The sequence below is a fragment of the Streptomyces sp. 11x1 genome (assembly GCF_032598905.1).
GTDB lineage: Bacteria > Actinomycetota > Actinomycetes > Streptomycetales > Streptomycetaceae > Streptomyces.
Genome location: NZ_CP122458.1, coordinates 9,565,963 through 9,583,610, shown reverse-complemented (window position 1 = coordinate 9,583,610; position 17,648 = coordinate 9,565,963). Strand labels below are relative to the sequence as shown.

At 71.4% G+C, this 17,648-nt stretch carries 15 protein-coding genes; 6 read left to right on the top strand and 9 right to left on the bottom strand.

Translation table 11 applies throughout. The features are described 5' to 3' along the window. Nucleotides 1–42 precede the first annotated feature (42 nt). A complete protein-coding gene (locus P8T65_RS42080) occupies nt 43–738 on the bottom strand; it encodes a hypothetical protein (protein ID WP_316731889.1) in 696 nt (231 codons plus the stop codon). 369 nt (nt 739–1,107) lie between these two features. Between P8T65_RS42080 and P8T65_RS42075 the strand changes: the two genes are divergently transcribed. From P8T65_RS42075 to P8T65_RS42065, 3 genes are all read left to right on the top strand, one after another. Next, nucleotides 1,108–2,964, top strand: a complete 1,857-nt coding sequence (locus P8T65_RS42075) for an ABC transporter ATP-binding protein (protein ID WP_316730725.1) — start codon at nt 1,108–1,110, stop codon at nt 2,962–2,964. Then, a complete protein-coding gene (locus P8T65_RS42070; RefSeq protein WP_316730724.1) occupies nt 2,961–4,742 on the top strand; it encodes an ABC transporter ATP-binding protein in 1,782 nt (593 codons plus the stop codon). Before P8T65_RS42075 ends, P8T65_RS42070 begins: the two co-directional genes overlap by 4 nt. Nucleotides 4,743–4,970: 228 nt before the next feature. After that, entirely contained in the window at nt 4,971–5,441 is a 471-nt protein-coding gene (locus P8T65_RS42065) for a DUF5709 domain-containing protein (RefSeq protein WP_184897400.1), read from the top strand. A gap of 65 nt (nt 5,442–5,506) precedes the next feature. Here the strand turns inward: P8T65_RS42065 and P8T65_RS42060 are convergent, their stop codons facing one another. Then, on the bottom strand, nt 5,507–6,301 hold the full coding sequence (locus P8T65_RS42060) for a metal-dependent hydrolase (protein ID WP_230224779.1): 795 nt from the start codon (nt 6,299–6,301) through the stop codon (nt 5,507–5,509). Between the two features lie 166 nt (nt 6,302–6,467). Between P8T65_RS42060 and P8T65_RS42055 the strand changes: the two genes are divergently transcribed. Both P8T65_RS42055 and P8T65_RS42050 read left to right on the top strand, forming a co-directional pair. After that, nucleotides 6,468–8,981 (top strand): DUF3516 domain-containing protein, encoded by a 2,514-nt coding sequence (locus P8T65_RS42055; RefSeq protein ID WP_316730721.1) that lies wholly within the window; start codon nt 6,468–6,470, stop codon nt 8,979–8,981. 19 nt (nt 8,982–9,000) lie between these two features. Further along, nucleotides 9,001–9,876, top strand: a complete 876-nt coding sequence (locus P8T65_RS42050; protein WP_316730720.1) for an acyl-CoA thioesterase II — start codon at nt 9,001–9,003, stop codon at nt 9,874–9,876. A gap of 8 nt (nt 9,877–9,884) precedes the next feature. Here the strand turns inward: P8T65_RS42050 and P8T65_RS42045 are convergent, their stop codons facing one another. The 7 genes from P8T65_RS42045 to P8T65_RS42015 all read right to left on the bottom strand — a co-directional run bounded on the left by P8T65_RS42045 (nt 9,885) and on the right by P8T65_RS42015 (nt 16,749). Further along, a complete protein-coding gene (locus P8T65_RS42045) occupies nt 9,885–10,955 on the bottom strand; it encodes a DUF6397 family protein (protein ID WP_316730718.1) in 1,071 nt (356 codons plus the stop codon). A 128-nt stretch (nt 10,956–11,083) separates the two neighbouring features. Beyond that, complete coding sequence (locus P8T65_RS42040; protein WP_086803279.1) at nt 11,084–11,497, bottom strand: roadblock/LC7 domain-containing protein; 414 nt, start codon at nt 11,495–11,497, stop codon at nt 11,084–11,086. A 224-nt stretch (nt 11,498–11,721) separates the two neighbouring features. Further along, a complete protein-coding gene (locus P8T65_RS42035) occupies nt 11,722–12,327 on the bottom strand; it encodes an ATP/GTP-binding protein (RefSeq protein ID WP_230224770.1) in 606 nt (201 codons plus the stop codon). Nucleotides 12,328–12,514: 187 nt separating this feature from the next. Further along, the gene (locus P8T65_RS42030; RefSeq protein WP_316730717.1) at nt 12,515–12,931 is read right to left on the bottom strand and encodes a DUF742 domain-containing protein; all 417 of its coding nucleotides are present in this window, start codon (nt 12,929–12,931) and stop codon (nt 12,515–12,517) included. Between the two features lie 20 nt (nt 12,932–12,951). Beyond that, nucleotides 12,952–13,389, bottom strand: a complete 438-nt coding sequence (locus P8T65_RS42025) for a roadblock/LC7 domain-containing protein (protein WP_230224768.1) — start codon at nt 13,387–13,389, stop codon at nt 12,952–12,954. Next, nucleotides 13,386–15,923, bottom strand: a complete 2,538-nt coding sequence (locus tag P8T65_RS42020) for a nitrate- and nitrite sensing domain-containing protein (RefSeq protein ID WP_316730716.1) — start codon at nt 15,921–15,923, stop codon at nt 13,386–13,388. The genes P8T65_RS42025 and P8T65_RS42020 overlap by 4 nt, the downstream gene beginning before the upstream one ends. A 49-nt stretch (nt 15,924–15,972) precedes the next feature. Next, nucleotides 15,973–16,749, bottom strand: coding sequence for an MHYT domain-containing protein (locus P8T65_RS42015; protein ID WP_316730714.1), 777 nt, complete (start codon nt 16,747–16,749; stop codon nt 15,973–15,975). Nucleotides 16,750–16,901: 152 nt separating this feature from the next. Here P8T65_RS42015 and P8T65_RS42010 point away from each other — a divergent pair, with 152 nt between their 5' ends. Further along, on the top strand, nt 16,902–17,501 hold the full coding sequence (locus P8T65_RS42010) for a class I SAM-dependent methyltransferase (RefSeq protein ID WP_316730712.1): 600 nt from the start codon (nt 16,902–16,904) through the stop codon (nt 17,499–17,501). Nucleotides 17,502–17,648: the final 147 nt, after the last annotated feature.

Genomic DNA, 17,648 nt, shown 5'->3' with positions numbered 1-17,648 from the left:
TGGCATCTCCGGCCACAAGCGCTCACGTGCGTACCGGGCGCCTCAGGCCTCCAGCTCCGCCTTGTCCCCCATGACGATCACCGGGTGCTGGGCCGGGTCGAGGGTGCGCAGCAGGTGCTCCATGCCGGACTTGGACAGACTGACACAGGCTGAGGTGCCGCTGCCGTGGTCCATGTGCAGCCAGATGCTGCCCCCCTTGGACTGACCCTCGGGACGCGTCGGGTCGATCGGCGAGGTGCCCTTGACCCGGTTGTAGTCGATCGCGATGACGTAGTCGAAGTCGTGCCAGTGCGACTCGGCCCAGTAGTGCGGCGCCTGGAACGCCGCCGACCTGCTGTACGGCAGCTTGGATCCCGGGTCCGCCAGGACCCCTCCCGCGTCGCTCAGCGTGAACACGCCGACCGGACTGCGCTTGTCACCCTCCCGATGGTCGGTGGCCCACCCCTTCTTTCCGTTGTGACCCTCCCAACTGCGGGTCTTCTTCCAGGTGGAGCCGCTCTTCGTGTACAGCACGACCGTGGCGTCGGCGTCGTCCCTGCCCTCTCCGTAGACGGCCACGACCTGGCGGGACTCCGCGGGGATCTGCTTCTGCAGACGGTCGCCGACACCCGGGACACGGGTCGGGTCCGCGGCCTCGGCCGCCGCGCGATCCCTGCCGCTCCCGAACGCCGTGGCGTTCCTGTCGGCCTTGGCGCCGCCGCTCGTGTCACCCGAACCGCCGCACGCCGCAGCCGACATCACCAGGGCGCCACAGACCACCACGGCGAGCCCGACACGAGCCGCGCCCCTCCTCGCGCCCGCGTCGTCCGCACCACCCGCGCCGCCCATACCTTCTTCGTCCACCGTGCCGGTTCGTCCCCGCCTGGTACCGCCTATTCGCATGCGATCCATCGTCGCACCGCTCATCGGACACGAGCGCCCGCCTCCGCGCGCGTCGGGCCTCCCAAGGGCGGTCCAGGCCGAAACTTTGCCCGGCACCGGAAAACCGTTTGCCTCCGACCGCGACGCGACGCGAACCTTTCACAGCCGGTCACTGGACCTCGCCGCCCCTTTTCTCCCCACTTCTCCCCCACTTCCCCCACCCCTGACTCGAGCCTCTGGGACGTCATGCAGATTCAAGACCTTCCGTACCAAGACCCGGGCGTACCGGACGCTCGCTCGGGCCCACGATTCCTGTGGTGGCTCGGCCGGAATCAACTGGGCGGACAGTTCAAGGCGCTGGCGTGGGGGTTGTTGCACTTCACCTCCGTGGCCGGACTTCCGTTCTGCGTCGGCTTCGCCGTCCAGGCCGTCGTCGACCGCTCCGGCTCCCGACTCGCCCTCGCGGGCGTGGTGCTGCTGGCATGCGGGTTCACCATCGCGCTGGGCGACACCTTCCTGCACCGGTCGGCGGTCACCAACTGGATCACGGCCGCCGCCCGCGTCCAGCAGTTGCTGGCCCGCAAGACGGCCCAGCTCGGCTCGGCGCTGACCCGCCGGGTCGCGGCCGGAGAGGTGGTCGCGGTCTCCACCGGCGACGTCGAGAAGATCGGCTGGTTCGTCGAAGCCGTCTCCCGCTTCACCGCCGCCGCGCTCACCGTGGTGCTGGTCTGCGTCGGCCTGGTCGTGTACCAGCCCGCCCTGGGCGTCGTCGTCGCCGTGGGAGTGCCCGTCCTCGCCCTGGCCGTGCTTCCGCTGCTGCCCCGCGCGACCCGCCGCGCCGACTTCCAGCGCGAGAAGGCGGGCCGTGCCACCGAGCTGGCCTCCGACACCGTCGCGGGCCTGCGCGTGCTGCGCGGCATCGGCGGCGAGGAGCTCTTCCTGGACCGCTACCGCAGCGCCTCCCAGGAGGTCCGGCACGCCGCCGTTCGCAGCGCCCGTATGTGGGCCCTCATCTCAGGCATCCAGGTGCTGCTGCCAGGGCTGCTGATGATCGCGGTCGTCTGGCACGGCGTGGGTCTCGCCCGTGAGGGCCGGATCACGGTCGGCGAACTGGTCACCGTGTACAGCGCGGTCATGCTGCTGACGTATCCGCTCAGACACTTCGAGGAGATCGCGATGGCGTACTCCTTCTCCCGTCCGTCCGCGAAACGGGCGGCCGGGGTGCTGTCGCTGGAGCGGAGCACGGACACCGAGGGGTCCCGCGAGGCCACGGTGCCCACCGGGGACCTGTACGACCCGGCCACCGGGCTGCTCGCGCCCGCCGGGTGTCTCACGGCGGTGGTGTGCGGTGACCCCGACGCGGCCGGACGACTGGCGGAACGGCTGGGCGGCCACGCCCCCGAGGAGGGCACCTCCGTGCTCCTCGACGGTGTACCGCTCGACGAACTGCCCCTCGACTCCGCCCGCACGGCCGTCCTCGTCCAGGACAAGGACCCGGTGCTGCTCTCCGGCACTCTCCGCGAACTCCTCGACGTCCCCGCCTCGGGCCACGTCACCGCCGAGGAGGCGCTGACCGCCGCCCAGTGCGGTGACGTGCTGGAAGCCCTGGTCCAGGGGTCACTGGGCGCCGAGGACCCGCTGGACGCGCGGATCACCGAGCGCGGACGGTCCCTGTCCGGCGGCCAGCGCCAGCGACTTGCCCTGGCCCGCTCCCTGATCACGGACCCGAACGTGCTGGTCCTCGACGAGCCGACCTCCGCCGTCGACTCGCACACCGAGGCGAGGATCGCCGCCGGCGTCCACTCGCTGCGGGCGGGCGGCACGACGATCGTGTTGACCTCCTCGCCCCTCCTGCTCGACCTCGCCGACCGCGTCGTCCTCGTCCATGACGGCGAGGTGGCGGCAGTCGGCCTGCACCGCGACCTGATCCACAAGGAACCCCGGTACCGGGCCGTCGTCACCCGCGAGACCGACGAGGAGACCCGCGAGGAGACCCGCGAGAAGAACGGCGAGAAAACCGCCTTCACCGCACGGCCGCAGAACCGCAGGACCGCTCTCAGCGAAGTGCTGGACGAACTGGAAGACATCGAGGAGACCGCATGATCGGCGTGGCGCCCCCGGCCTACGACCCGGCCGCCCCGACGACGGCGAACACCCTGCCCGTCGGCGCCCCCGCGACCGTACGCGCCTACGTGGCAGAACTGTTCCGCCGGCACCGCCGGGCCTTCGTCCTGCTCATCACCGTCAACACGGTCGCGGTCGTGGCCTCGATGGCGGGCCCCTACCTGCTCGGCGCACTCGTCGAGCGGGTCTCCGACGGGGCGCGTGAACTCCATCTGGAAGTCACCGCGGCGGTGTTCGTCGTCGCCCTCGTCGTCCAGGCCGTCTTCGTACGGGAGGTACGGCTGCGCGGCGCCATGCTCGGCGAGCGGATGCTGGCCGACCTGCGCGAGGACTTCCTCGTCCGGTCGGTCGGCCTGCCGCCGGGTGTCCTGGAACGCGCCGGCACGGGTGACCTGCTCTCCCGCATCACCACGGACATCGACCGGCTGGCCAACGCCATGCGCGAGGCGGTGCCCCAGCTGGCCATCGGGGTGGTGTGGGTCGTCCTGCTCGTCGGCGGCCTCGCCGTGACCGCGCCCCCGCTGGCCCTCGCCGTCCTGCTGGCCCTGCCCGTGCTGGTCGTCGGCTGCCGCTGGTACTTCAAGCGTGCCCCTTCCGCCTACCGCTCGGAGTCCGCCGGGTACGCCGCCGTCGCCGCCGTCCTCGCGGAGACGGTGGACGCCGGGCGCACCGTCGAGGCCCACCGCCTCGGCACCCGCCGCATCGACCTCTCCGACCAGCGGGTCCGCGAATGGACCGCCTGGGAGCGGTACACCCTGTGGCTGCGGTCGGTGCTCTTCCCCGTCATCAATTTCACGCACACCACGGTCCTCGGGTCCGTCCTGATCATCGGCGGGGTGTTCGTCCTCCAGGGCTGGATCGGCCTCGGGCAGCTGACCACGGGCGCGCTCATCGCCCAGATGCTCGTCGACCCGATCAACCTGATCCTCCGCTGGTACGACGAGCTGCAGGTCGCCGAGGTGTCGCTGGCCCGCCTGGTCGGGGTACGGGACATCGAGCCCGACGCGGGCGACCCGGCCGTGACCCCCGAGGGGCGACATGTCCACGCCGACCGGGTGCGCTTCGGATACCGCGAAGGCGTCGACGTCCTGCGCAAGGTCTCCCTGGAGGTCGCGCCCGGCACCCGGCTCGCCCTCGTCGGCCCGTCCGGCGCGGGCAAGTCGACCCTGGGCCGACTGCTCGCGGGGATCTACGCGCCCCGCGACGGCCGTGTCACCCTCGGCGGTGCCGAGCTGTCCCGGATGCCCGCCGAGGACGTCCGCTCCCACGTCGCCCTGGTCAACCAGGAGCACCACGTGTTCGTCGGCTCCCTCCGCGACAACCTGCTCCTGGCCCGCACGGGCGCCGGGGACGCCGAGCTGTGGGCGGCGCTGGGCGCGGTCGACGCCGACGCCTGGGCGCGGGCGCTGGACGAGGGACTGGACACCGAGGTCGGTTCCGGCGGGTTCACGCTCACCCCGGCGCAGGCCCAGCAGATCGCGCTGGCCCGGCTGGTCCTCGCCGACCCGCACACGCTGGTCCTGGACGAGGCGACCTCGCTCCTCGACCCGCGGGCGGCCCGCCACCTGGAACGCTCGCTCGCCCGCGTCCTCGACGGCCGTACCGTCGTCGCCATCGCCCACCGCCTGCACACCGCCCACGACGCCGACGTCATCGCCGTCGTCGAGAACGGCCGCATCAGCGAGCTGGGCAGCCACGACCAGCTCGTCGCCGCGGACGGCGCGTACGCCGCGCTGTGGAGGTCGTGGCACGGCTGACCGATGCGCGGGCCCCGGCAGCGGGGGCCGACTCCGGCGGGGTCCGACGGCTGCCGTCGCCCTGCCGTTGCGCGGTGCCGAACGCGAGTGGAAGGCTGGTGGTGGGCACTGATTCGGGGGACGCCCGTGAACCGCCCGGTTCGCGGGGTTCGGGCCGTGGCCCAGCGGCCCGTGCGCCCACCGTCGCCGGACGGTGGCACCGGGCCCGCCCCACCACTGGAGGTACCCGTGGACAGAGCCGGCGGATGGGGAGACGACGTCTACCAGCCAGACGGATCCGAGATCCAGGACGACGCGGGGCTGCTGGACGCCGAGGACACCCTGGTCGCCGACGGTGTGGCCGACCCCCTCGACCGGGGCTGGTCCCCACCGGAGCGGCCATGGGCGGTGGAGCACACCGGTGTCACGGCGGCGGAGCGACTGCGCGGGGAGACGCTGGAGCAGCGCCTCGCCGAAGAGCTCCCGGACATCGCCTACCCCGACGGGGACGGCATCGGCGACACCCAGGACACCGACGGCGAGCCGCTGGACAACGAGGTGGGCGACCTTCGCTCCGGCCGTCTGGTCGCCCCCGACGAGGGCGCGCACGAGGACGAGGAGAGCAGGTTGATCGCCACCGACGTGGGAATCGACGGAGCTGCCGCCTCCGCCGAGGAGGCCGCCATGCACATCGTGGACGAGGACTCCCTGCCGGGCTGACCACCGCGCGAGCACGTCACCCAGGGCTGGGCGGCCGTAGCGTCGGCGGGAGTGCCCGCGCCCGGTCAGATGACGTTCAGCGCCGCCGCCGCGCCCACTCCCCCGAGCACCATGAACACCGGCATCAGCACCCTCAGCTCGACCCAGCTGCCGGCCCGGAACCGCATCGCCTTCGGCGGGCCCACGGGGTACCAGCGCTTGCGCCCGATCGGTATCGGCCACAGGATCGGGCAACCCGAGACGGTCAGCGAGTCCCCGATGTCGTGCACCAGCGCCCCCAGCACGATCGGCAGCCCGAGCCACAGATACTCCTGGCCCGGCTGTGTGAACAGCCAGTCGGCCCCGTTGCCCGGCTTGTCCAGGACCCCGGCGAGGATCCAGGCGCTCGTCGCCGCCAGCAGCCACACCAGCACATCGCTGCTCGAACCCCGGGCCGCCCGCCACAGCAGGCCCTCGATGGCCAGGACCAGGTGCACGAAGAGAATGGCAAGCACCGCCCAGCGCCCCCCGGTGATGGCGGCGACGGAGGCACCGGCGCCGAGCAGCGCTGCCCACAGCCAGGTGTGCGTGAGCGTGCGGTGCCCACCCGAGCGACGCGGGTCGCCCTGCTTCTTCGTCGCCTTGTAGACGGCGTAGGACAGCTTGTCGACGATCTCGCACACCCAGCGTGACAGCGGACCGAAGGAACGGGAGATCGTCGCCGCCTTGTGGTCCAGGTCGGGGGCGAGCGCGGCACCCGCGCAGATCAGCGCACCGACCAGGAGCACCGGCCAGGGCATCGTGTGCCCGGTGGCGGCCGCCGCGGCTCCCACGCCGAGCCAGGCGGCGGCTCCCGACAGTGAGTGTGCTGGTCCCATCATGGCCGTGCCCCGTCCCGTTCTGTTCGTGCCGCTGTCCAGGCGCCTTGTGCCGCTGTCCAGTTGTCCAGGTGTGCTGACGTTCCGTCGGCGCCACAGCGTAGCGTTCGCGATCTTCGGTCCGGCAGCCGATTCCCCCATCGGGTCCGCGGGCAGGCAAGATGGGGGCGTGACCCTCATCGATCAGCTGCCGCGGACCGCCGACCCCGACGCCCTCTACGAAGCCTTCGAGTCGTGGGCCCAGGAACGCGGTCTCACCCTCTATCCGCACCAGGAGGAGGCGCTCATCGAGGTGGTCTCCGGCGCGAACGTGATCGTGTCGACGCCCACCGGCTCCGGCAAGAGCATGATCGCGGCGGGTGCCCACTTCGCGGCGCTCGCCCGCGACGAGGTCACCTTCTACACGGCTCCGATCAAGGCGCTCGTCTCGGAGAAGTTCTTCGAGCTGTGCAAGATCTTCGGTACCGAGAACGTCGGCATGCTCACCGGCGACGCCTCCGTGAACGCCGACGCCCCCGTCATCTGCTGCACCGCCGAGGTGCTGGCCTCGATCGCGCTGCGCGACGGCAAGCACGCCGACGTCGGCCAGGTCGTGATGGACGAGTTCCACTTCTACGCGGAGGGCGATCGGGGCTGGGCCTGGCAGATCCCGATCCTCGAGCTGCCGCAGGCCCAGTTCATCCTGATGTCGGCGACCCTCGGCGACGTCTCGATGTTCGAAAAGGACCTCACCCGGCGCACCGGTCGCCCGACCGCCGTGGTCCGCTCGGCGACGCGTCCGGTGCCCCTGTCCTACGAGTACGTCCTGACCCCGCTGACGGAGACGCTCACCGAGCTGCTCGCCACCCGGCAGGCTCCGGTCTACATCGTGCACTTCACGCAGGCGCAGGCCGTTGAACGGGCGCAGGCGCTGATGAGCATCAACATGTGCACGCGGGAGGAGAAGGACCAGATCGCCGAGCTGATCGGCAGCTTCCGCTTCACCACCAAGTTCGGCCGCAACCTCTCCCGTTACGTGCGGCACGGCATCGGCGTCCACCACGCCGGCATGCTGCCCAAGTACCGACGCCTGGTGGAGAAGCTCGCCCAGGCCGGTCTGCTGAAGGTCATCTGCGGCACGGACACGCTCGGTGTCGGCGTCAACGTCCCCATCCGCACCGTGTTGTTCACCGCCCTCACCAAGTACGACGGCAATCGTGTGCGGACCCTGCGGGCCCGTGAGTTCCACCAGATCGCGGGCCGCGCGGGCCGGGCGGGCTTCGACACGGCGGGCTTCGTGGTGGCGCAGGCGCCCGAGCACGTCATCGAGAACGAGAAGGCCCTCGCCAAGGCCGGCGACGATCCGAAGAAGCGTCGCAAGGTGGTCCGCAAGAAGGCTCCCGAGGGGTTCGTCGGCTGGACCGACAACACCTTCGAGAAGCTCATCGCCTCCGATCCGGAACCGCTGACCTCCCGCTTCCGTGTCACTCACACCATGCTGCTGTCGGTGATCGCGCGGCCGGGCAATGCCTTCGAGGCGATGCGCCATCTGCTGGAGGACAACCATGAGCCCCGCAAGCAGCAGTTGCGGCACATCCGCCGTGCGATCGCGATCTACCGCTCGCTCCTCGACGGCGGCATCGTCGAGAAGCTCGACCAGCCGGACGCCGAGGGCCGTATCGTCCGGCTGACGGTCGATCTCCAGCAGGACTTCGCGCTCAACCAGCCGCTGTCCACCTTCGCGCTGGCCGCGTTCGAACTTCTGGACCCCGAATCCCCTTCGTACGCCCTCGACATGGTGTCTGTCGTCGAGTCGACGCTGGACGACCCGCGGCAGATCCTCGCCGCCCAGCAGAACAAGGCGCGCGGCGAGGCCGTGGCCGCGATGAAGGCCGACGGCGTCGAGTACGAGGAGCGCATGGAGCGGCTGCAGGACGTCAGCTACCCCAAGCCGCTGGAGGAGCTGCTCTTCCACGCGTACAACACCTACCGCAAGAGCCACCCCTGGGTCGGCGACCATCCACTGTCGCCGAAGTCCGTGATCCGTGACATGTACGAACGGGCCATGTCCTTCACGGAGTTGGTGTCCCACTACGAACTGGCCCGCACCGAGGGCATCGTGCTGCGCTACCTCGCCGGCGCCTACAAGGCACTCGACCACACCGTCCCCGACGATCTGAAGTCCGACGATCTGGAGGATCTGATCGCCTGGCTCGGAGAGATGGTGCGCCAGGTCGACTCCAGTCTCCTCGACGAGTGGGAGCAGCTGGCCAACCCCGAGGAGATGACGGCCGAGGAGGCCCAGGAGCGGGCCGACCAGGTCAAGCCGGTCACCTCCAACGCGCGTGCCTTCCGGGTGCTCGTCCGCAACGCCATGTTCCGTCGCGTCGAACTGGCCGCGCTCGACCAGGTGGACGAGTTGGGCGAGATGGACGCCGAGGCCGGCTGGGACGCCGAGCGGTGGGGCGAGGCGATGGACAAGTACTGGGACGAGTACGAGGAACTCGGCACCGGTCCCGATGCCCGTGGCCCGCGGCTGTTGATGATCGAGGAGGAGCCGCAGAACGGGCTGTGGCGGGTCCGGCAGACCTTCGCCGACCCGAACGGCGATCATGACTGGGGGATCAGCGCGGAGATCGATCTCGCGGCCTCCGACGCCGAGGGACGCGCAGTCGTCAAGGTCACCGACGTCGGTCAGCTGTGAGCACAGGAGAGGCCAGCACATGACGACCAACCCCGCCGAGCGGCTCGTCGACCTGCTCGACCTGGAGCAGATCGAGGTCAACATCTTCCGCGGGCGCAGCCCGCAGGAGTCCCTGCAGCGGGTCTTCGGCGGGCAGGTCGCCGGCCAGGCGCTGGTCGCCGCCGGACGCACCACCGAGGGCGACCGGCCCGTGCATTCATTGCACGCGTACTTCCTGCGCCCCGGCCGTCCCGGGGTGCCGATCGTGTACCAGGTGGAGCGGGTGCGGGACGGGCGGTCGTTCACCACGCGCCGGGTCACCGCCGTGCAGCAGGGCCGCACGATCTTCAATCTGACCGCTTCCTTTCACAAGCCTGAAGAGGGGAGCTTCGAGCACCAGTTGCCGCCGGGCCGCAAGGTGCCCGACCCCGAGTCGCTGCCGACGGTGACGCAGGAGATCAGCGAGCATCTGGGCACGCTTCCCGAGCAGTTGGAGCGCATGGCCCGGCGGCAGCCCTTCGACATCCGGTATGTCGACCGGCTGCGCTGGACGGCCGAGGAGGTCGAGCACGCCGAGCCGCGCAGCGCGGTATGGATGCGCGCGGTGGGTCCCCTCGGCGACGACCCGCTCGTGCACACGTGCGCGCTGACGTACGCCAGCGACATGACGCTTCTCGACGCCGTCCGCATTCCGGTGGAGCCCCTCTGGGGACCCCGTGGCTTCGACATGGCGTCGCTGGACCACGCGATGTGGTTCCACCGGCCGTTCCGCGCGGACGAGTGGTTCCTGTACGACCAGGAGTCCCCGATCGCGGTGGGCGGCCGCGGACTGGCCCGCGGCCGTATCTACGACCTGGAGGGACGTCTGCTCGTATCGGTCGTGCAGGAAGGACTGTTCCGCAAGCTCGAGGCGTGACCGGCGGGTCAGTGGTGTCTGCGGCGGAGCCAGCCCAGCAGACCGCGTCGCCCTTCGGGAGCCGTGCCGGCGCCGGGCGCGTGGTGCCCGGGGCGTCGTCGGCCCCGGGGTGGCCGCGCTGTGGGTCGGGCCGCCGCGCCGGGTGTCTCGTCCCAGGCCGGCGACCACGGCACCTTCCGGCGGGGCCTCGGGGCGAGTCGGTGTGCCCGGGCCTCGCCGAGGGACCGCTGGAGGTCCGCCCGCAGCCAGGCGATCTCATCGGGGTCGTCCGCGGTCATGATCCGCGCGGTGATCCGTGCGGCGGGCGAGTCGGGCGTCCCGTGCTCGGCTCGTACGGGCCGGTGGAAATGCAGGTGGGCGCGCTCGTAGGGGTCGTGGACGATCTCGGCGACCTGGACGGGGTCGAGCAGGGAGGCCATGGCGGCCGCGCGGCTCCAGGGGTCGTCCGCCTGCCTCAGCAGGGCTCCGAGGTGGCGCCCACGCCAGTTCCGGGGGCGCAGGTCCAGTCCCGCTTCCAGTCGGCGCCTGAGATCCTCCGGGACACGCTCCGTCAGCCAGGGGGCGTTCCTCCCGTCGGCCGCGAACTGCCGCAGTTCGGCCGACGGATAGAGCCAGAGCACGGCGCGGTAGCGGTTGAGAGAGAACTTGACCGGTGTGACCAGTCCCAGGCGCGCGAGGCGCGTGAACCGGGTGGGCGGCACGCCCAGGATCTCGGCGGCCGCTTTGGTCCCCACGGCCTCGACCCGTTCCCGCAGAGTCTCGGGGAAGCCCTTCTCGGCCCGGAGCCGCTCGACCTCCGCCCGTGTGACGCGACGGCCTCCGCCTCCGTCGTCGACGACCGTTCGCAGGCAGCCCAGTTGTACGGCGAGGTCGATTTCGCTGCGTTTCAGGCCCAGTTCGCGTGCGGCTCGGCTCAGTGCCAGGGTGCCGCCGGCCGCCCCGGCGGTCCTGACTGCCCTGGCCGCCCTTTTCGATGCCGGGGCGGCGCGTCGTGTGGCGGGCGTGCTGGGCTCGGTGGTCGTGGTGTGGGTGTCGGTGGTGGTGTGCGTGGCCGACTGTGTGACGGTGTCGCCGGACATGACGGTTCTCCCCCGTGCGGTGTGGTGCTCGCGCTGGTCTCGCGCTCGCTCGGGAAAAACCGTAGCCCGTTCGCGGAAAGCCGTGGCGGGCCTGTGGATAACTCTGCCGCCACAGAGAGAACCGCAGGTCAGCGATCCATCGCGGCCGAGCGTTCGGGGTGCCTGGCGTCCACACGGAGATGTTCGCCGACCCGGTTCACCAACAGCGTCATCTCGTACCCGATCTGCCCGATGTCCGCCTCCGCCGCGCTGAGGACGCACAGGCAGCTGCCGGGCCCGGCGGCGGTCACGAAAAGCACCGCGTCGTCGAACTCGATCATCGTCTGCCGTACGTCACCGGCGCCGAAGTGGCGGCCCGAGCCCTTGGCGAGGCTGTGCAGACCCGACGAGACCGCGGCCAGGTGTTCGGAGTCCTCGCGCCGCAGGCCGGTGCTGGCCGCGGTGACCAGTCCGTCGTTGGACAGCACCAGGGCGTGTCGTATGGGTTCCACGCGCTCGGTCAGGTCGTCCAGCAGCCAACCGAGCCCCGCGTTCTGCGACATCGTTCGCACTCCCCGTTTCGTCGTTCCCCCGGACACGGAGGATCCGACGATTCAGCCTTCCCCACGGCCGCTGTCGGAGCAAGCAGGATGCGAACATGGCAGGGAAGATGACCGACAAGGCATGCCGGTCCTTCCGCGCGAACAGCGACAACAGGTGCTTCCCCACCCGAAACAGCGGTGTCAAGGGACAGTATCCGGCCAGGAACAGGCGTGTTGGCGCCGGTTCAGCCCACGGAGTCGAGCAGCCGGGCGGTGTGCATCCGCCCGGCGTATTCGACGAGGCGTATCAGCACTTCCTTGCCGGAGTCGCGGTCCCTGGCGTCGCAGAGGACCACGGGGGTTCCCTGGTCGAGGTCGAGGGCGCGTGAGACGTCCTGGGCACCATGGGCGCGTGCTTCCGAGAAGCAGTTGACGGCGACCACGAAGGGGATGTGCCGGTGCTCGAAGTAGTCCACGGCGGGGAAGCAGTCCTGCAGTCGCCGCGTGTCCGCGAGGACGACGGCGCCCAACGCCCCTTGCGCCAACTCGTCCCACATGAACCAGAACCGGTCCTGCCCCGGGGTGCCGAACAGGTAGAGCGAGAGCCCCGACCTGATCGTGATGCGGCCGAAGTCCATGGCGACGGTGGTGGTGACCTTCTGGTCCACCCCGTCGGTGTCGTCGACCGACTGGCCCACCTCGCTCAGGAGTTCCTCGGTGCGCAGCGGCTTGATCTCGCTGACCGCGCCGACCAGCGTGGTCTTGCCCACGCCGAATCCGCCGGCGACGAGGATCTTCAGTGCCAGGGCGCCCGTGTCGCCGTCTGTCTCATCGGAATGCTCGGAGACCATCGATCACTTCTCTCGGGAGTGTCGACCGTAATCGACATCGGTACGGCCGTGAGGAGTCAGCATCTTGACAACTACCACTCGTTCGTGGGGCGTTGGACCGGTATTTCTTCTCACCGACCGCTTGTGCCCGTTCGGAGCCGGGTTGGATGCGCAAGTCGGTACGGGTCACAACCGGGTGCGTGTTCATCTACAGCGCCCTCAGCCCCTCGATCACCTCCCGCAGGATCCGTTCGTCCGGCAGTCGCGCGGGCGGCACGGGGCGACTGACGGTGACTCGGCTCGCGTCCACTAGGTCCCCGAGCAGTACCCGTACGACGCCGACGGGCAGGTCGGCGCCCGCGGCGAGTTCGGCGACCGACTGGGTCTCGGTCCGGCACAGTTCCAGGAGCGCGTGGTGTTCCGGACCGAGCAACGAGTCGTCGGCGCCGGGTGCGCCGGGGTCGAGCGAGACCAGGGCGATCAGGTCGAAGCGCGGTCCGCCGTGACCCGGTCTGGTGCGGCCGCCCGTCACGGCGTAGGGGCGGACGAGCGGCCCGGCCTCGTGGTCGTACCAGCGACCGCCCGCCGGTTCGTGCGGGGCGCCGGTGTCACTGCCTTCGGTCATGAGCACGGCCTGTCCCTGGTTCATCCGGCCGTGGGCGGGCGTGCGCCGGCGCGGGTCGGTGTCCGCAGGTGCTCTCCGACGCGCTTCACCAGCCGTGCCATTTCGTACGCCACCAGCCCGATGTCGGCCGTGACGGAGGTGAGGAGGGCGAGGCAGGAGCCGTCTCCGGCGGCGGCGACGAAGAGGAAGCCGTCGTCCATCTCGACCATCGTCTGGCGTACGCCCCCTGCGCCGAAGTGACGGCCCGCGCCCTTGGCGAGACTGTGGAAGCCGGAGGCGACCGCGGCGAGGTGCTCGGCGTCCTCGCGCCTGAGGTCGCTGGAGGCGCCGACCGCCAGGCCGTCGTTGGACAGGACCACGGCGTGCCGCACCTCGTGCACGCGCAGGACCAAGTCGTCCAGCAGCCAGTCGAGTTCACCGGAGCGTTCGGTGGCCCTGGTGCTCGGGTCCTGGATCATGCGGGGTCTCCTTCGCTGCTGTCGCGGGCCGTCGTGGGGCCCTGTGCGACTCCTCTGCCGGGTGCCCTGCCGCCGCCTCGTGCCCAGCCGTCGCGGTAGGCCGCCATGCGGTCCCTGACAAGTTCCGGCGTGCGCTCGTCGTCCGCTCCGGGCGCCGCCGCCGACGCGGGCTGCCCGGTGTGTCGCTCGCGCAGTTGGGGCGCGAGGTGCGCCTGTCGTACGCGGCGCGGCAGTCCGTCCGTGTCCTGAGGTTCCGGCGCCCTGCGGTTCGGCCGCAGGGTGGTCACACCGGGCGGCGCCTCGGGCGGGCGCTGCTCCTCCGCGTTGCGCCCGGCGGAGGCCATGGGAGCCGTCAGGGCGTGGCGGTTCGCGGACTGCTCCACGGGTTCCTGACGCGGGGCCGCGGTCACGCGCGCGTACTCGCGTTCCTCGGGCTCCGGGGGTGCTTCGGCGGACGCTTCGGGGGAACGTTCCGGCGCGCCACTGTGGAGCAGTGCGGTGGGCAGGAGCACCACGGCCGTGGTGCCGCCGTAGGGGGAGGTCCGCAGGTGGACCTTGATGCCGTGGCGGGCGGCGAGGCGGCTCACGACGAACAAGCCGAGCCGGTCGCTGTCGAACAGGTCGAGGGCCTCGGACTGTTCGATGCGGCGATTGGCCTCGGCGAGCGTCTCCTTGCCCATGCCGAGGCCCCGGTCCTCGACCTCCAGGGCGTAGCCGTTGCCGACTGGTTCGCCGGTGACCCGTACGCGTGTGTGGGGTGGTGAGAACTGGGCGGCGTTCTCCACGAGTTCGGCGAGGAGGTGGGTGAGGTCGGCGACCCCGGTGCCGACGATCTTCGCCTCGGGAAGTTGCCGCAGTTCCACGCGCGCGTAGTCCTCGATCTCGGAGACTGCCGCCCGGACCACGTTCGTCAGGGACACGGGCATGCGCCAGGCACGGCCCGGGGCGGCGCCGGAGAGGATGATCAGGCTCTCCGCGTGGCGTCGCATGCGCGTGGTGAGGTGGTCGAGGCGGAAGAGGTCGCTGAGTTCGTCGGGATCGTCGGAGCGGCGTTCCATGCTGTCGAGGAGACCGAGCTGGCGGTGCACGAGGATCTGGCTGCGGCGGGCGAGATTGACGAACACCCCGGAGATGCCGCTGGCGAGTTCGGCCCGCTCGACCGCCGCGCGCAGGGCCGCGCGGTGCACCGTGCCAAGGGCCTCGGCGACCTGACCGGTCTCGTCCTCAGCGGGCGAGCCGGGCGGGGCCTCGGCGTCGACGTCGATCTCCTCGCCGGAGCGCAGTCTGCGCATGGCGTGCGGCAGTTTGCGGCGGGCGATCTCCAGGGCGCCGTTGCGCAGGCTCACCAACTCCACGACCAGACCGCGTCCGATGCGTACGGAGATGACGAGGGAGGCCGCGACCGCGGCGAGGCCGAGGAGCACGGCGGCTCCCGCCGGGGTGAGCAGTGCGCGGGTGAACGGGTCGGCCCGGTCGGCGACCCCGTGGCCGGCGTCCGTCTCGATACCGCGCATGTCGTCCCGCACGCGCGCGTGGGCAGACGTCCAGGCCGCTTCGGGGACGGCGTGGAGCACCTGCGCTCCGGGGTGGCTCGCGACCACCTCGTCCTCGAGGGCGCGCAGGTCGGCGTAGGCGTTCCCTCCGGCGAGTTCCTGCCAGGCCGCGTTCTCCGGGCCGCGCAGGTCCGCTCCGGCGGCTTCGGTCAGCGTGCGGCGTGTGTCGACGGCGCCGATGAACAGGCGCAGCCGTTCGCGGTCGAGGGTCTTGGCGAGGTGGGCGCCGGACAGGAGTGCGTCCTCCTGCGCCAGCGCCTCGGCCGCGCGGGAGAACTCCATCAGCACGCGCGCGTCGGAGCCGAGTTCGGCGTCCTGGATGCCGGTGAGCGCGCCTCCCACGCCGAAGGCCGTGGAGATGGTCGCCGTGTATCGCTCGTACGTCTCCGCCCAGCCGCTGCGGCGGTCGAGAACCGACGTCCGCAGCGCACGCAGGTCTTCGGCCCCGGTCACGAAGCCGGCGAGGCGTTCGGCGACCCCTGCGGGCAGGTCGGTGCCGTCGGCGACGGTGTGGCGGTCACCTAGGCGCAGGGCGCCCACCGTCCGGTCGGTGCGGCGCGCGAGTCCGCGGAGCGTCTTCTCCCGCTCCGTGGAGGGTGCAGTGGCGAACCGTACGGCGGCCGCGCGTTCGGACTGGAGGGCCGCGACGGCGTCGGCGACCGGGCCGCGTACGGAGGCCTCGACGCGTTGCAGCTGACGGTGGCGGGCGACGTCCTGGGCGGTGGTGACGGTGGCGTAGGCCCACAGTGCGAGCAGGGAGACGACCGGCACCATCAGCAGACAGACGATCTTGGCGCGGACGGTGCGGGGGCGCAGCCGGCGGCGTCCCGCGCGCGGGGGTGGGTCGGTCGTCGGGGCGCCGGTGCCGTCGGTCGCGAGGTGCTCGTCGGCCGGTGGTCCGGCGTGGGCGCGGCGCCCGCGTATCGCGGGGCGGGGCGGCGCCTCGGCGTCGGCTGTCGGGGTCCTGCGGGGTGTACGCATGGCCTCCTCGATCAGGGTTCAGGGGCGGGCTTCGAAGGCCGTAGCGCGGCTAGTGGGCGGTGGCGTTCTCGACCGGCCGCTGGGCCGACGCGGATGCCTCGCGCTCCCCGGCCGTCGGCGACAGTGCGACGAACGCCGAGGTGAGGAAGAGGTAGGACCCGAGGCCGACGGCGAGGGGGAAGATGAACTGCATCGCCGTGGCCCCGGGCAGGACCGCCGCGGACGGAGTGACCTCCACGCGCACCGCCCACATCGCGGTGTAGTGCATGCTGCTCACCGCACCGCCCATGACGAGGGATGCGACGGTCACCGCGACGGGCGACTCGATGTTGAGGGCCGCCCAGAGGGCGGCGGTGGCCGCGACCACGGCGATCACGACGGAGAGGGCGACGAGTGCGGGATCGTAGGTCACGTCGCCGTGCAGCCGTACGGCCGCCATGCCCAGGTAGTGCATGCTCGCGACACCCAGGCCGGTGGTGAGTCCGCCCACCAGGAGCGCCCGGGCGCGGTCGCGGCCGTAGCCGACGGCGAAGACGCCGCCGCAGACCACGAGCATGGCGACCAGGAGGCTCAGAACGGTCAGGGGCACGTCGTAACGGATCTCGGTGCCGCTGACACCGAAGCCGAGCATCGCCACGAAGTGCATGGTCCAGATGCCGGTGCCGATCGCCGAAGCCGCGGTGACGAGCCAGTTGCGACGGGACCTCCCGGTGGTGGCGAGGGCGCGGACCGTGCAGCGCAGTCCGAGGGCGGCGCCGATGCAGGCCATGGCGTACGACAGCGCGGGGGTCAGCCAGCCGAAGGTGGCGTGGTCCATGTGTCCCATGGCCCCGGGACGCTAGTGGGGGCACGGGAGCACTGAGGGGACGTATTCCGAAAGCTGCCGCAATGTGCCGCATATATGCACAGGAACGACCGCCTCTCGCTCGAACGTGCGCGTCGTCTCCTCCGTCGTCCTGGTGAGGGATCATGCGGAGCATGAGCGAAGACCACACACACGTCCAGGAGTTCTTCACGGCACGGGCGGCCCGCTGGGACGCCCGCTTTCCCGACGACGGGCCCGCCTACGCCGCCGCGGTCGCCGAGCTCGGACTGCGCGAGGGTGAGCGGGTGCTCGACGCGGGGTGCGGCACGGGACGGGCCCTGACACCGTTGCGTGCCGCCGTGGGGGCCTCGGGAGTGGTCCTCGGGGCCGATCTGACGCCCGCCATGCTGGAGGCCGCCGTACGGGCGGGGCGGGACCGAGACGGGCGGTTGGTGCTGGCCGACGTCGGCCGGCTGCCGCTGCGTACGGCGTCGCTGGACGCGGTGTTCGCCGCCGGGCTCGTCGCACACCTTTCGAACCCCGCGGAGAATCTGCGGGAACTGGCCCGGGTGGTCAGGCCGGGCGGCACGCTGGCCCTGTTCCACCCCATCGGCCGGGCGGCGCTCGCCGCGCGCCAGGGGCGGCAGATCACCCCGGAGGACCTGCGTGCCGAGGCGACCCTGAGGCCGCTGCTGGCCGGTTCGGGCTGGCGCATGACGTCGTACGCCGACGAGGACGCCCGTTTCCTGGCGCTCGCCACGCGTGCGGGCTGACCCCTGCCCTCGCGCGGTGAATCGCGCGGAGGAGGGTCCGGAACGCGCCGTTCGCCGCTCTTCATCCCGCCGTCCCCCTTCTGTGGCCGCGAGTCCGTCTCTACGTTGAGTAGGACGAGCTGTGATACCGACGCGGGGGGGTAGGTA

Bases quoted from the DNA above. Each gene is read 5' to 3' on its own strand.
- P8T65_RS42020 (WP_316730716.1), bottom strand. From the start codon at position 15,923: ATGCGTACACCCCGCAGGACCCCGACAGCCGACGCCGAGGCGCCGCCC.
- P8T65_RS42060 (WP_230224779.1), bottom strand. From the start codon at position 6,301: ATGATGGGACCAGCACACTCACTGTCGGGAGCCGCCGCCTGGCTCGGC.
- P8T65_RS42045 (WP_316730718.1), bottom strand. From the start codon at position 10,955: ATGTCCGGCGACACCGTCACACAGTCGGCCACGCACACCACCACCGAC.
- P8T65_RS42035 (WP_230224770.1), bottom strand. From the start codon at position 12,327: ATGGTCTCCGAGCATTCCGATGAGACAGACGGCGACACGGGCGCCCTG.
- P8T65_RS42075 (WP_316730725.1), top strand. From the start codon at position 1,108: ATGCAGATTCAAGACCTTCCGTACCAAGACCCGGGCGTACCGGACGCT.
- P8T65_RS42050 (WP_316730720.1), top strand. From the start codon at position 9,001: ATGACGACCAACCCCGCCGAGCGGCTCGTCGACCTGCTCGACCTGGAG.
- P8T65_RS42025 (WP_230224768.1), bottom strand. From the start codon at position 13,389: ATGATCCAGGACCCGAGCACCAGGGCCACCGAACGCTCCGGTGAACTC.
- P8T65_RS42010 (WP_316730712.1), top strand. From the start codon at position 16,902: ATGAGCGAAGACCACACACACGTCCAGGAGTTCTTCACGGCACGGGCG.
- P8T65_RS42080 (WP_316731889.1), bottom strand. From the start codon at position 738: ATGTCGGCTGCGGCGTGCGGCGGTTCGGGTGACACGAGCGGCGGCGCC.
- P8T65_RS42070 (WP_316730724.1), top strand. From the start codon at position 2,961: ATGATCGGCGTGGCGCCCCCGGCCTACGACCCGGCCGCCCCGACGACG.
- P8T65_RS42030 (WP_316730717.1), bottom strand. From the start codon at position 12,931: ATGACCGAAGGCAGTGACACCGGCGCCCCGCACGAACCGGCGGGCGGT.
- P8T65_RS42015 (WP_316730714.1), bottom strand. From the start codon at position 16,749: ATGGGACACATGGACCACGCCACCTTCGGCTGGCTGACCCCCGCGCTG.
- P8T65_RS42040 (WP_086803279.1), bottom strand. From the start codon at position 11,497: ATGTCGCAGAACGCGGGGCTCGGTTGGCTGCTGGACGACCTGACCGAG.